The following is a 15,064-nucleotide window of genomic DNA, read 5'->3' on the forward strand; positions in this document are numbered from 1 at the left end:
CTTAAGTGGTTTTTGGTGTGAGTTAGTCGTTTTTAGTGTATTTTTGGGATTTTAATTGTACAAAATTAGATATTATCGCTATTTGAATTGGCTGATGTCGTATCTTTTAATGTTTTTGGGTGGCAATAAATAGAAGCCTAACCTGTCTGTAGACCTTACCAGATATGGAGTCCCAGTATATTTAAGTATTACGATGTTAAATGATTGAGTTCGCAAAGTTTAATGCTAAAACCTAATACGCTAAGGCTCAAAAAACAATTTACCGGCGTATTTTTTCTCTCAAATCAAGACAAATTCGAGATCAACTTCGCTACCTATAAAAAAGGCTACTCATGGCGATATACCAGAGTAGCCTGTTTTGCTCTGAACTAAGCTAGCTGGACTAGCTCAGTCAATCACTCACTATTACTGTAAAAAGCTAATAGTCGATGTAGCTGAAGGTTCAGTGCTCAGCTCTTTTAATGGAGGAGCAAAGTCAGTCAACTTAATGCCTTTAACCGCATTCTTGTACTCTTCGATAGTCGGTGTACGACCAAGGATAGTAGACAGTACAACAACAGGTGTAGATGCTAGCAGCGACTCACCTTTCTTTTCAGGAGAATCCGCTACAACACGGCCCTGGAACAAGCGAGTTGAAGTAGCCATTACCGTGTCACCTTTCTCAGCTTTTTCCTGGTTACCCATACACAGGTTACAACCCGGACGCTCTAGGTACATGATGTTCTCGTATTGAGTACGCGCAACACTTTTCGGGTTAGCGTCGTCAAACTCAAAACCAGAATACTTCTTTAGGATTTCCCAGTCGCCTTCGGCTTTCATCTCATCAACAATATTGTATGTTGGTGGTGCAACCACTAGCGGTGCTTTAAACTCAACTTTACCTTCTTGCTCTTCAATGTTTCTTAGCATCTGAGCAATGATCTGGATGTCGCCTTTGTGAACCATGCAAGATCCAACGAAGCCCAGGTCAACTTTCTTCTTACCTTCGTAGAAAGAAACCGGGTTGATGTTATCGTGAGTGTATCGCTTAGACACATCTTCATTATTGACATCAGGATCAGCAATCATTGGCTCGTTAATCTTGTCCAGATCAACCTCAACTTCAGCGTAGTATTTAGCATTGTTGTCCGGTGCAAGAGCTGGGTTCTCACCCGACTTGATTTCTGCAATACGCTTGTCAGCAAGAGCGATCAAGTTATGCAGCATCTGAGTTTCGATCTCCATTCCCTTGTCGATCATGATTTGAATACGGCTCTTAGAAATCTCCAGAGATTCAATCAGTGTCTCATCCTGAGAGATACAGATAGAAGCTTTCGCTTTCATCTCTGCAGTCCAGTCAGTGAAGGTGAATGCCTGGTCAGACAGAAGCGTACCGATATGTACTTCGATGATACGGCCCTGGAACACGTTGTCGCCACCAAACTGCTTAAGCATCTGTGCCTGAGTCGCGTGTACAACATCACGGAAGTCCATGTAGTCCTTCATGTCACCTTTAAAGGTCACTTTTACAGACTCAGGAATAGGCATAGAAGCTTCACCCGTCGCAAGTGCAAGACCAACTGTTCCGGAGTCAGCACCAAACGCAACACCCTTAGACATACGCGTATGAGAGTCACCACCAATGATGATTGACCAGTCGTCAACCGTGATGTCATTCAGTACTTTGTGAATAACGTCGGTCATTGGAGGGTAAACGCCTTTAGGATCACGAGCAGTCACAAGACCGAACTTATTCATGAACTCCATTAGACGAGGTGTATTTGCCTGAGCTTTAGAATCCCAAACAGACGCCGTGTGACAACCTGACTGATAAGCACCATCAACGATCGGTGAGATAACTGTCGCAGCCATTGACTCCAATTCCTGAGACGTCATTAGGCCCGTTGTATCTTGTGATCCAACGATGTTGATCTTTACGCGAACATCAGAACCTGCGTGAAGTGCAGACTTTGAAGAAACACCAACCGCATTCTTGTTGAAGATCTTCTCAACAGCAGTCAGGCCCTGGCCTTCGTGTGAAACTTCTTTAGATAGTGCATAGACTTGTGGCGCTTCAATGCCAAGCGTAGCAGCGGCAAAAGTTTGTAGTTTTTTACCAAAAACAATTGCGTAAGAACCACCAGCTTTCATGAACTCAACTTTCTGAGGAGTAAATGCCGCTGAGACATCAGTCAGCTCTTTGTCGCCGTTGTATAGCTTCTTCTCTTTAGTATTGATCGTTAGAACAGTTCCTGTATCAACGGAGTAAACTTGTTCAAGGATAATGTCGCCGTCTTCGTCACGAACTGGGTTACCATCAGCGTCTACTTTCTTAACCCAGTTATTAAGGTCTAAACCGATACCGCCAGTTACACCAACCGTCGTCAAAAAGATAGGAGAGATACCATTTGTACCTGCAACTACCGGTGCAAAGTTAACAAATGGAACGTATGGACTTGCTTGCTCACCGGCCCATAGTGCAACGTTATTTACACCAGACATTCTTGATGAACCAACACCCATTGTGCCTTTTTCAGCAATTAGCATAACTTTTTTGCCAGGATGTGCTTCACGTAGTGCTGTGATCTCTGCCTGTGCTTCCGGAGAGATCATGCTCTGACCGTGGTACTCACGATCTGAGCGCGAGAAAGCGGCCGTCGCAGGTGATAGTAAGTCAGTAGAGATATCACCTTCACCAGCGATGTAAGTTACGACATCAATTGTTTCAGGGATGTCTGGAAGCTTTGTGAAGAACTCAGCGTTTGCATAGCTCTCAAGGATGTCTTTAGCAACTGCGTTACCAGCTTTGTATGCTTTTTCAAGCTGCTCTGTGTCTGCTTCGTATAAGAATACCTGAGTTTTTAATACCTCAGCCGCAGGAGCAGAAACCTCAGCATTGTCAGATAGTGCAAGGTCAAGAAGGACTTCTACCGATGGACCACCCTTCATATGAGACAACAGCTCAAAAGCAAATGTTGGTGTGATTTCAGCAACCACTGATTCGCCAAGAATGATTTCTTTTAGAAACGCAGCTTTAACGCCGGCCGCACCTGTTGTACCCGGTAGTGTGTTATAGATAAAGAACTTCAGTGAATCTTCACGGTGCTCATTGTCAGTATCTTTGATCTGCTCAATGATCTCTGCCGTTAAGTCCGCTCCATCAATTGGTTTTGGGCTTAAGCCAAGCTCCTTGGCACGCGTTTCAATTTCTTTTACATACTCTAAATATAGACTCATATTGTCCTCTCAGGGCAGGTCACTGCCGGTATAGTTTGTTACTACTTCGCCTGACTGTTGTCAGCTTGCCCATCGGTCAGGCGAAATAAAGTATTGTTGCGGGTGTTGTATTAAGGCGATCTACGCTTAACGCTTACTTATGTCGACGTAGTCACGAGTCGCTTCACCCATATAAAGCTGGCGAGGACGTCCAATTCTGGACTGTTCGTCTTCACGCATCTCGTTCCACTGCGATATCCAACCAATTGTTCGGGCCATGGCGAACATAACAGTGAACATATTTAATGGAATATCCATTGCGAGGAATATCACACCGGAGTAGAAGTCTACATTTGGATACAGGTTGCGAGACTTGAAGTAGTCATCGCTAAGTGCGACTTCTTCTAGTTTCATCGCAGTATCCAGCATGGCTTTGTGTGGAGAATCCTCTGGCAGTTCTCTTAAAATGTCATGGCAGATTTCATGAACGATTCGTGCACGTGGGTCGTACGCTTTGTACACACGATGTCCAAAACCCATTAAGCGGAATTTGTCTTCGGGATCCTTTGCACGAGCAACAAAATCTTCCAGTGGCTTACCAGAGTCAATGATGTCCTGAAGCATACGTATAACCGCTTCGTTAGCACCACCGTGAGCAGGTCCCCAAAGCGTTGCAACACCGGCTGCAACCGCTGCGAACGGGTTGGCATCAGAACTACCAGACAAACGAACGGTAGACGTTGAAGCGTTTTGCTCGTGATCTGCGTGCAGGATCATCAGAACGTCAAGTGCTTTAACGTGCGAAGGGTTGGCAACATAAGGTGTTGTTGGTACACCAAACATCATGTACAGGAAGTTTTCACTGTAGCTCAATGATGAGTCAGGGTAGATAAACGGCAAACCTTTTGCGTGACGGAAGCTCCAAGCCGCAATCGTAGGCATCTTTGCAATCAGTCGTAACATAGCGCGTTCACGATGCGCCTTATTATGAATATCCATGTTGTAGTGATAGAACGCAGACAATGCACCTGTCACACCCATCATGATAGCCATTGGGTGAGCGTCACGACGGAAGCCGTTGTAAAAACTCTTCAGTGCCTCATGCACCATATTGTGATTATTGATATTTGTTTCGAAGTCTTCTAACTGCTTCGTATCCGGTAATTCACCGTAGAATAACAAATAACACGTTTCTAAGTATGAACTGTGTTTAGCAAGTTGCTCGATAGGGTAACCACGGTACTCCAGAATGCCGTTTTCGCCATCCATGTAGGTGATGTTACTGGAGCAGCTGGCTGTAGAAACATAACCGGGGTCGAAAGTGAAAAAGCCAGTGTTTTTGTAGAGGGGACGGATATCAATTGTAGGTGGCCCCATTGTTGGCTCTAACACATCAAGTGTTAGCTTTTCGCCAGTTTCATCATTAATGAGGGTCATCGTTTTGGTTGTCATGAATGCTCCGTAAATAAGTGTTTTTCGATCCCATATCGATCCAACAACCTGACTACGCACGCCAGCGTAGCCAGGTTTTGGATGTTCTCTTTACCAGTGAGTAGATTGCTTACCAACCAGTGTGAGCTTTAACGCCTTGACCAAGCTGTGCAGGAGAGCGAACGGTGTAAACACCAGCTGCTTCCAGTGCTGCAAACTTATCGTCTGCAGTACCTTTACCGCCGGCGATGATTGCACCGGCATGGCCCATACGCTTACCAGCAGGTGCGGTTACACCAGCGATATAAGCGACCACAGGCTTAGTTACGTTACTCTTGATGAATTCAGCCGCTTCTTCTTCAGCAGAACCACCGATCTCACCAACCATTAGAATCGCTTCTGTTGCCGGGTCGTTTTCGAACAAGGTTAATGCGTCGATGAAGTTAGTACCCGGAATAGGGTCACCACCGATTCCGATACACGTACTCTGACCGAAACCTAAGTCTGAAGTCTGCTTAACACACTCATATGTCAATGTACCAGAGCGAGAAACAACACCCACTTTACCAGCTGTGTGCATTGGTCCAGGCATGATACCGATTTTGCACTCGTCTGGCGTGATGATACCCGGGCAGTTAGGGCCGATCAGACGTACGCCCAGGCTATCAGTGATGTACTTAGCATCCAGCATATCTAGTGCAGGAATACCTTCAGTGATACATACCACTAGCTCAACACCAGACTCAGCCGCTTCAATGATTGAATCTTTACAGAAAGGAGCTGGAACATAGATAACACTTGCGTTGGCGCCAGTTTCTTCAACGGCTTCACGAGCTGTGTTGAATACTGGTAGGTCCAGGTGAGTCGTTCCACCTTTACCCGGGGTTACACCACCAACCATCTGCGTACCGTAGTCGATCGCTTGCTGTGAGTGGAAAGTACCTTGCTTACCAGTGAAACCCTGACAGATAACTTTAGTATCTTTATTTACTAAAACACTCATTACTTTTCTCCTACCGCAGCAACAATTGCGTCTGCAGCTTCTGTTAGATCGTTTTTACTGATTAGATCAAGACCACTTGACTCAAGTAGAGCCGCACCTTCTGCAGCACGAGTACCCTGAAGACGTACAACTAATGGTACTTTGATGTCGACTTCTTTAACCGCGTCGATAATACCTTGTGCGATCAGGTCACACTTCACGATGCCACCGAAGATATTGACTAAGATACCTTCAACTTTATCGTCAGACAGGATGATCTTTAGTGCTTCTGCAACACGCTCAGCTGTTGCGCCACCACCTACATCGAGGAAGTTTGCAGGGTCACCACCTTGAAGTTTGATGATATCCATCGTAGCCATTGCAAGACCGGCACCGTTAACCATGCAGCCGATGTTTCCATCAAGTGCAACATAGTTAAGCTCCCATTCTTCAGCACGTGCTTCACGCGCATCTTCCTGAGATGCATCACGTAACGCTTCTAGCTCAGGGTGGCGGTATAGAGCACTACCATCGACGCCAATTTTACCGTCAAGACAAAGTAGGTTGCCTTGCTCAGTAACAACCAGAGGGTTCACTTCAACCATCGCTAAGTCTTTCTCTTTGAACAACTTGCCCAGACCCATCAGGATCTTAGAGAATTCTTTGATTTGTGCGCCTTCAAGACCTAGTTGGAACGCGATATCGCGACACTGGTAAGGCATAACGCCAGCAACAGGGTCGATCTGAGCTGTCAGGATTTTCTCAGGCGTTGCTTCTGCAACTTCTTCGATATCCATACCACCTTCAGTTGAAGCCATGATCACGATACGACGTGAAGAACGATCAAGAACCGCACTCAGGTACAATTCACGAGCGATGTCACTGGTTTCTTCAACATAAATAGTGTTGATTGGCTGACCTTTAGCATCCGTTTGGAATGTAACAAGGTTAGTACCTAGCAAGCTTTCAGCGAACGCAGCAGCTTCATCAGCTGTATCAAATAGCTTTACGCCACCTGCTTTACCACGGCCACCAGCGTGAACCTGTGCTTTAACAACTTTCTTTGCTGTACTAACTTTCTCAGCAGCTTCCTTAACTTCAGCAGGAGTCTTACCGATATAACCAACAGGTGTTGGAATGCCGTACTCACGGAACAACGCTTTAGCTTGATATTCGTGTAAATTCATTCGAGTTTCCTTTTTAGGAGATCCTATGTTGTTGTCGGTTTGTAACTAATGACTACCGACGGCGATTCACGCCATGAATTGCGCGTCCGTCCACAGCAAATGCTGCTTCATGAACACATTCTGATAGAGAAGGGTGAGCAAATACGGTACGTGCCAAATCTTCAGCTGTATTCTGACTTTCCATCGCAATTACCCCTTGTCCAACCAGCTCAGAAGCCAATGGTCCGACAAAGTGCATACCCAGAATACGATCAGTTTTCTCATCTGCTAAGATCTTGACCATGCCGTTAGCCTGATCCATTGCCTTAGCGCGACCATTTGCTGCGAATGAGAAGCTACCCGCTTTGTATGCAATACCTTCTTCTTTCAACTGTTCTTCAGTCTTACCGCACCATGCAATCTCAGGAGATGTATAAATAACCCATGGAATTGCGTCATAGTGCATTTTGCTTGATTGACCAGCGATACGCTCAGCGGTAACTACACCTTCTTCTTCCGCTTTGTGCGCCAACATTGGTCCACGAACCACATCACCGATGGCATAAACGCCCGGGATATTTGTCTCGAGGTAGTCGTTAACATTCACACGGCCACGCTCGTCAAGCTCCAATCCAGCTGATTCATCAGCAATGTTCGTCGTGTTAGGACGACGTCCTACCGCAACGATCAAACGATCAACAGTAACCGTCTGGTCACCATCTTTATCGCTATACTCAAGCGTTAGCTCGTTATCACCCACAACCGTGTTGTTCAGACGTGCCCCAAGTTTGATATCCAAACCTTGCTTTTTGAATTCACGGTGTGCAGCTTTTGCAATCTGCTGATCTACAGCACCAAGGAACGTATCCATTGCTTCAAGGACAACCACTTCAGAACCCAGGCGACGCCATACGCTGCCCATTTCCAAGCCGATAACGCCAGCACCGATCACGCCTAAACGCTTAGGAACTGTTTCCCAGTTCAGTGCACCTTCGTTGTCTACAATGCGATCATCTGTCATTGGCGCAGAAGGGATGTTGATCGGGTCAGAACCGGTGGCGATGATCACGTTCTGTGCCTGATGAACTGACTCAGAACCATCATGCAACGTGACGCTAACTTTCTTATCAGCCAGTAATTTACCGTGACCTTGTAGCCAGTCGATTTTATTCGCTTGAAACAGTTGTGCGATACCACCGGTCAGGCTGGTCACGATACTGTCTTTGCGGCTAATCATTTTGCTGACATCAAGATCAACACTGCCGACATTGATACCGTGTGTATCTAAGTGATGGCTGGCTTCTTCATACTTCTCAGAACTCTCCAACAGAGCCTTAGAAGGAATACAACCAACGTTCAGGCAAGTACCACCCAATGCAGGGTCGCCTTCTTTATTGATCCACTTTTCGACACAGGCTGTTTTCAAGCCTAGCTGTGCGCAGCGAATGGCAGCTACATAGCCACCAGGTCCACCACCAATAACAATTACGTCATAGTTATCAGACATTATTTAAGTACCTTAAACTTCCAGTAGGATGCGGTTAGGGTCTTCAACCAACTCTTTGATGGTCTTCAGGAACAGTACAGCGCCTTGTCCATCGATGATGCGGTGGTCATAAGATAGAGCGACATACATCATTGGGCGTATAACGATCTCGTCGTTCTCAACCACAGGGCGCTTAACAATGTTATGCATACCCAGAATCGCACTTTGAGGTGGGTTCAGAATTGGTGTAGATAGTAGTGAACCGAATGTTCCACCATTAGTGATGGTGAATGTACCACCGCTCAGGTCGTCCATATCCAGCTTGTTATCACGAGCCTTCATTGCATAATCAACGATGGTTGATTCGACGCCAGCCATGCTCATTTTTTCAGTGTTACGCAGGATTGGAACAACCAAACCACGTGGTGCTGAAACGGCAATACCGATATCACAATAGCTGTGATAAACGATGTCATCGCCATCAATAGATGCATTAACTTCAGGGAAGCGCTGTAGTGCGATACTAGCTGCTTTAACGAACAGAGACATGAAGCCCAAACGAGCGCCGTGGGTCTTTTCGAACAGTTCTTTATATTGTGAACGCATGTCCATCAACGGCTGCATGTTGACTTCATTGAAAGTCGTTAGCATTGCTGTTGTTTGAGTCGCTTCATGCAGACGCTCAGCGATACGCTTACGTAGGCGAGTCATTGGAACACGCTCTTCAACGCGCTCTCCAACTGGAGCCGGAGCTGCTGCGCTTGCCGCCGGTGCTGCTTTGCTACCCGCTGCTGCAACGTCTTCTTTCAGGATGCGGCCGTTTTTGCCAGAACCTGTAACGTCATCAGCGGACAAGCCTTTTTCGTCCAATGCTTTGCGAACTGCAGGGGCCGTCTGACCGCCAGCTGCAGCCGGAGCCGCTGTTTCTTCCAGGGCAGGAGCAGGTGCTGCTTCAGCTGCCGGTGCTGCTGCAACCGCACCTTCTTTAATAGTACCCAAAAGCTGGTCACTAACGACTGTTGAGTCTTCACCTTCAACAATTGATTCGATCACGCCGCTTGCTGGGGCAGGCACTTCCAATACAACTTTATCAGTTTCGATTTCAACAAGTGGCTCGTCTTGCTCAACAGCATCACCTGCTTTTTTAAACCAATTAACGACCAATGCGTCGGCTACCGATTCTGGTAGTTGTGGAGTTTTAATCTCAACACTCATTTAAGTATATGCTCCTAGATGTTTAGGGTGGTGTTCTATCTACTTCAGGATAGTGAGGTTAGCAATGAGTGCATCAACATATAATAGTGCATATCTTGCCGCGCCCTTACTGATGTAAAACTGACGACGTGTACTTTGAACGCCGAAAATTATACTCAGATGCACGGAACAAACACACATTTAATACCAATAGTGTCTATCAAGCACACTGATGATAACGATATGTTGCGGCTATATTGCTATATTTAATTATCACTATGATTGTTGGTTCTCAAGCGGTCGAAGGTTATCACAGCTATCTATTTTGTGGTAGTTTTCGCTGGGTGGTCGCTGAACGCCAGTGATCTGGTATCTACTCGAAATAACGAGGTGATTTTGGAATCAGAGCAAACACAAAGTGTCGATGTTAAAGCTATAGCCAGTACCATACTGGATGCCTTTAATAAGCACTATCGAATCTTTCTTGATATCACCCGTGGTGCTAAGCAACGGTTTGTTGATCAGGACTGGACTGCTGACCGTGCTGCTTCGCAGGAGCGAATCACACTCTACTCAAAGCGAGTGGATGAGGCCTGTGAGGTTCTCAGGCGTGAGTTTGATCTTGAAGCTATCAAAAAATCGCTCTGGAAAGATGTTAAACAAGAGTACGTTGCGCTTTTATATGAACACCGGCAGCCGGAGCTCGCTGAAACGTTCTATAACTCGGTGTTTACCTGGTCATTCACCCGACGTTATTACAATAACGACAACATATTCGTTCGACCCGCACTCTCGACCAAATACCTGACGGGTGATAACCCGGTTTACCGCAGCTACTACCCAACTAAAGACAAACTAGAATCGACGGTTCAGGAGATGCTTGAAGCGTTTGATATAGGTTTGGCGTTTAGCGACTTTGATCACGACACCAAATGTCTGACCGATCAGCTTCGCTATATATTGAAGAGAACACACAGTTACTCTGATTCCTACCAATTACAGATTTTACGCCCACTATTTTACCGTAATAAAGCCGCTTATATCGTTGGGCGCGTATTAGATGGTGTGCACTATCGCCCGTTCGTTATTCCGCTATTGCATAATGAAGATGGAAAAATCTACGTTGATGCATTAGTGGCAGCCGGACGTGACATTACTAATTTATTCAGTTTTGCCCGCGCCTATTTTATGGTTGATACGCGCGTGCCATCTGCAGTGGTCAACTTTTTACATCAGATGCTGCCACACAAGACTGCAGCGGATTTATACACTTCAATTGGTCTTCAAAAACAGGGTAAAACTGAGTTTTATCGTGACTTTCTGGATCATCTGAAGCACTCAAGTGATCAGCTGGAAGTTACCAAGGGAACACTGGGCATGGTGATGACAGTGTTTACGCTCCCGTCATATCCTTTTGTGTTCAAAATTATTAATGATAAATTCGCGCCACCCAAAACCGTGACGCACCGGATTGTTAAAGAAAAATACCAGCTGGTCAAAATGCATGACCGGGTAGGGCGTCTGGCCGATACCCTTGAATTTTCACACGTCGCCTTACCACTCAAACGATTCTCTAAAGAATTGTTGGAAAGTCTGAAAGAGCGCATTCCGTCCAGTATCAAAATTGAAGGTGATCAACTGATCATTCGACACTTGTATATCGAGCGTCGCTTAGAACCACTGAATTTATTTGTGGATGACGCTAAAGGTGATCGACTAGAACAAGCCTTTATTGAATACGGCAATGCCATTAAAGACTTGGCGCAGGCCAATATTTTCCCCGGCGACCTGCTGTTGAAAAACTTCGGTGTGACTAATAACTGTCGGGTAATTTTCTATGACTACGATGAAATCGAGTTAATGGAAGATTGTAATTTCCGCAAGATCCCAACACCAAAAACACCTCAGCAAATGATGGCATCAGAGCCTTGGTACTCCATCAATGACAATGATGTGTTTCCCGAAGAGTTTTTATTATTCGTTTCTTCTCGTCCGGAGCGTCGCAAATTATTTACTAAGCACCACAAAGATTTATTGGATGCTGATTACTGGCGTGCAGTGCAAGACAAGATTCGCAATGGCTCCTTTGGTGACGTATTCCCATATTCACAGGGCATACGCTTTAAAAATATTTACGCGTCGTCTACTCCGACGCTCTCTAAACCATCTGAAGAGAATCAATCATGACCTTTAAGACGGCTGATCTATGTGATGATCATTACGATAATGGCACTATACAAGTCTGCGAACCGATATTTGGCGACTTTGGTGGCCGAAACAAATTTAGCGGAGCCATTCATACGATTCATTGTTTCGAAGACAACTCACTGGTTCGTGAGGCGGTTGCAATGGACGGTAAAGGCAAAGTCTTAGTGATTGACGGCGGCGGTTCACTGCGTTGCGCGATGCTGGGTGATTTACTCGCAGCAAAAGCGGTGTCGAATGGCTGGGAAGGTGTTATTATCCACGGTTTAATTCGTGACTCCGCGGATATCGAAGCAATGGACCTGGGTGTAAAAGCCTTGGGAACGTTACCGCTGAAGAGCGTTAAAAACAACAAGGGAACTCATAATGTAGAAGTGGGTTTTGCTGGTGTGCGTTTTACACCAGGCAGCTTCGCGTATGCCGACGAAGACGGCATCATCCTGAGTCCAACCGCACTAATTTAGGCAATTAATACTATCATGGCGACCACACAACAAAGTCTTTTTGAAAAAATGCGACAGGATTCACTGCTTGACGGAAGTAGTGCTATTTACCTGGAGTCTATGTATGAGTCTTATTTGGAAGACCCTCAGTCAGTGTCGGATAACTGGCGAAAGTACTTCGATGAATTACCTCAGGATGTCAACACGAATGGTGCTGGCGAAGCGATTCACTCAGAGAAGCGTGATCAGTTCCGCAATCTGGGTCTGCGTTTACAGCCTTCTGCACCCGTAAGTGAAGACGCTGAGCACCGTGAAAAGCAAGTCAAGGTTCTTCAGCTGATCAACGCATATCGATTCTTAGGTCACATGAAAGCGGATATTAATCCGTTGGAAGAAGGTGAGAAAAAGAGTGTTCCGGAACTAACCTTAGCATTCCACAATCTGAGCGAAGCAGACTTAGACACTGTGTTTAGCTCTGGTTCCATGGCAAGTTTGGGTGATGCAAAGCTTCGCGATATTATCGATCAGTTGGAAGGTGTTTACTGTGACACAACCGGTGCGCAGTATATGTATATTTCAAGCACCGAAGAGAAGCGCTGGATACAGGGTGAACTATCACGTCATTATCTAAAGCCGTCGTTCGATGCTGAAACACGTAAGTATCTGCTAAAGCAGTTGGTGGCTGCAGAGACCCTGGAGCGCTACCTGCACTCTAAGTATGTTGGTCAAAAGCGATTCTCACTGGAAGGTGGCGACAGCTTAATCCCATTGCTGGATGAGTTGATCCAACGTACTGGTAGTAATGGCACTCGCGAAGTCGTTATTGGTATGGCTCACCGTGGTCGTTTGAATGTATTGATCAATATCATGGGTAAGTCGCCTGCGATGTTGTTTAACGAGTTTGCCGGTAGTGTAGACAATGGTGGACGCTCTGGTGACGTTAAGTACCATATGGGTTACTCATCAGACATGAATACACCGGGCGGGCCGGTTCACCTGGCAATGGCCTTCAACCCGTCTCACCTTGAGATTGTTGGTCCGGTTGTAGTGGGTGCTTCGCGTGCTCGTCAGGACCGTCGTGATCCGGAAGATGCACGTCGTGCTGTCCTGCCGATTGTTATTCATGGTGATGCCGCATTAGCAGGTCAGGGTGTCAACATGGAAATGTTGAACATGTCAGAGACTCGTGGCTATCACACCAACGGAACCATTCACATTGTGGTCAATAACCAGATTGGTTTCACCACCTCTGCAATTCGTGATGCTCGTTCTACTGAATACTGTACTGACCTTGCCAAAATGGTTGGCGCACCGGTATTCCACGTGAATGCGGATGATCCTGAAGCGGTTATCAACGTTACGCGTTTAGCGGCTGATTACCGTTTGAAATTCCGTAAAGACGTGTTTATTGATTTGGTTTGCTACCGTCGTCATGGGCACAATGAGGCGGATGAGCCTTCAGCAACACAGCCGTTGATGTACAAAAAGATCAAGGCACTGGCGACGGCGCAAACGCGTTACTCCAATAAGCTGATTGAGATGGGAGTTGTTACAAAAGAAGAAGTAGCAAGCTACATCGCAGACTACCGAAAGGCGTTGGAAGATGGTGTTGAAACCGTTCCTCATCTGATTCCACCGGGGCAACACACACAAGACTTCCCTGTAAACTGGGAACGTTTTAAAGAAGGAAAATGGGATGATGAGGTCGATACCACCATCACAGCAGAGGCATTCCAGCGTCTGGGTCTGAAGATCACAGAAACACCGGAAAACTTTACGCTAAATGCACGTGTTAAAGCGATTGTAAAGAAGCGCGCACAAATGGCTAATCAGGAAGTAGCAACCGACTGGGGCTTTGGTGAAAACCTGGCTTATGCGTCAATTCTTGATGAAGGTAATCCGATTCGTATCTCTGGTGAAGACGTGGGTCGTGGAACATTCTTCCACCGTCACGCGGTTTTCCACGAGCAAACAACCGGTGAGCGTCATATCCCGCTTGAGCATATCGATGATAATCCTAAGTCATTCGCGATCATTGACTCTTTGTTATCAGAAGAAGCAGTGCTTGCGTTTGAATACGGTTATGCAACCACTGAGCCGGATAAGATGGTTATCTGGGAAGCACAGTTCGGTGACTTTGCCAACGGTGCACAAATGGTAATCGACCAGTTCATCAGTTCGGCACACCAGAAGTGGGCACTGCACTGTGGTCTGATCATGCTGCTACCTCACGGTTATGAAGGCATGGGTCCTGAGCACTCCTCGGCACGTCTTGAGCGTTTCATGCAGCTATGTGCTCAGGAAAACATTCAGGTGTGTGTACCAAGTACGCCGGCTCAGATTTTCCACATGTTACGCCGTCAGATTAAAAGAGAGTTCCGTACTCCTTTAGTTGTCATGACGCCTAAGAGCCTGTTACGTCACCCACTAGCGGTGAACGAAATGGCGGACTACACAGATCGTGGATTCCAGAATGTATTGGATGAAGTCGATGATTTGGATCCGTCAAAAGTAACTGAACTTGTATTGTGTAGCGGTAAGGTTTACTACGAGCTGGTAGAGCGCAGACGTAAGGAATCAGTGGATAATATCGCGATCATTCGCCTCGAGCAGTTGTACCCATTCCCGGCGGCTGACCTTAAGGCAGTCCTTGATAAGTACCCGAATGTTGAGCGTTATAAGTGGACTCAGGAAGAGCCATTCAACCAAGGCGCGTGGCTAAGTATTCAGCCAAATATCCGCGAAGTGTTGGGTGAAGATGCGAAGCTGGTTCCGGTCACTCGTGCATCCATGGCAGCACCTGCTGAAGGTAGCCATAAGGCACACGTAGTAGCTCAGGAAAAGGTTATTGCGTCAACGCTAAACCTGATCTGATCTAACGATTCGTCAGTATGATATGAGTCGCCTTGCATCAGGCATGCAAGGCGGCTCTTAAGCCACCAAGGGCAGGTGGAACTCCTCT

General features: G+C 46.3%; 9 protein-coding genes. 3 read left to right on the plus strand and 6 right to left on the minus strand.

What is annotated here, in order from left to right:
* Window positions 1-405: 405 nt before the first annotated feature.
* The 6 genes from DKW60_RS07940 to odhB all read right to left on the minus strand — a co-directional run bounded on the left by DKW60_RS07940 (window position 406) and on the right by odhB (window position 9,475).
* Complete coding sequence (locus DKW60_RS07940) at window positions 406-3,216, minus strand: bifunctional aconitate hydratase 2/2-methylisocitrate dehydratase (protein WP_109837117.1); 2,811 nt, start codon at window positions 3,214-3,216, stop codon at window positions 406-408.
* Between the two features lie 126 nt (window positions 3,217-3,342).
* Window positions 3,343-4,647, minus strand: coding sequence for a citrate synthase (locus DKW60_RS07945; RefSeq protein WP_109837118.1), 1,305 nt, complete (start codon window positions 4,645-4,647; stop codon window positions 3,343-3,345).
* Between the two features lie 109 nt (window positions 4,648-4,756).
* Window positions 4,757-5,629 carry a succinate--CoA ligase subunit alpha gene (gene sucD / locus DKW60_RS07950; protein WP_109837119.1) on the minus strand — a complete coding sequence of 291 codons (873 nt, stop codon included), beginning with the start codon at window positions 5,627-5,629 and terminating at the stop codon, window positions 4,757-4,759.
* Window positions 5,629-6,795 carry an ADP-forming succinate--CoA ligase subunit beta gene (sucC, locus tag DKW60_RS07955; RefSeq protein WP_109837120.1) on the minus strand — a complete coding sequence of 389 codons (1,167 nt, stop codon included), beginning with the start codon at window positions 6,793-6,795 and terminating at the stop codon, window positions 5,629-5,631. The genes sucD and sucC overlap by 1 nt, the downstream gene beginning before the upstream one ends.
* Window positions 6,796-6,847: 52 nt before the next feature.
* Window positions 6,848-8,281, minus strand: a complete 1,434-nt coding sequence (gene lpdA / locus DKW60_RS07960) for a dihydrolipoyl dehydrogenase (protein ID WP_109837121.1) — start codon at window positions 8,279-8,281, stop codon at window positions 6,848-6,850.
* Window positions 8,282-8,293: 12 nt separating this feature from the next.
* Window positions 8,294-9,475, minus strand: coding sequence for a 2-oxoglutarate dehydrogenase complex dihydrolipoyllysine-residue succinyltransferase (gene odhB, locus DKW60_RS07965; protein ID WP_109837122.1), 1,182 nt, complete (start codon window positions 9,473-9,475; stop codon window positions 8,294-8,296).
* 375 nt (window positions 9,476-9,850) lie between these two features.
* Here odhB and aceK point away from each other — a divergent pair, with 375 nt between their 5' ends.
* Genes aceK through DKW60_RS07980 form a run of 3 tightly spaced genes read left to right on the plus strand, consistent with a single transcriptional unit; the run spans window position 9,851 to window position 14,976 of the window.
* Window positions 9,851-11,641 (plus strand): bifunctional isocitrate dehydrogenase kinase/phosphatase, encoded by a 1,791-nt coding sequence (gene aceK / locus DKW60_RS07970; RefSeq protein WP_109837145.1) that lies wholly within the window; start codon window positions 9,851-9,853, stop codon window positions 11,639-11,641.
* Window positions 11,638-12,123, plus strand: coding sequence for a ribonuclease E activity regulator RraA (gene rraA / locus DKW60_RS07975; protein WP_109837123.1), 486 nt, complete (start codon window positions 11,638-11,640; stop codon window positions 12,121-12,123). The genes aceK and rraA overlap by 4 nt, the downstream gene beginning before the upstream one ends.
* A gap of 15 nt (window positions 12,124-12,138) precedes the next feature.
* Window positions 12,139-14,976 carry a 2-oxoglutarate dehydrogenase E1 component gene (locus DKW60_RS07980; RefSeq protein WP_109837124.1) on the plus strand — a complete coding sequence of 946 codons (2,838 nt, stop codon included), beginning with the start codon at window positions 12,139-12,141 and terminating at the stop codon, window positions 14,974-14,976.
* Window positions 14,977-15,064 lie beyond the last annotated feature (88 nt).

The organism is Leucothrix pacifica (assembly GCF_003172875.1).
Classification (GTDB): domain Bacteria; phylum Pseudomonadota; class Gammaproteobacteria; order Thiotrichales; family Thiotrichaceae; genus Leucothrix; species Leucothrix pacifica.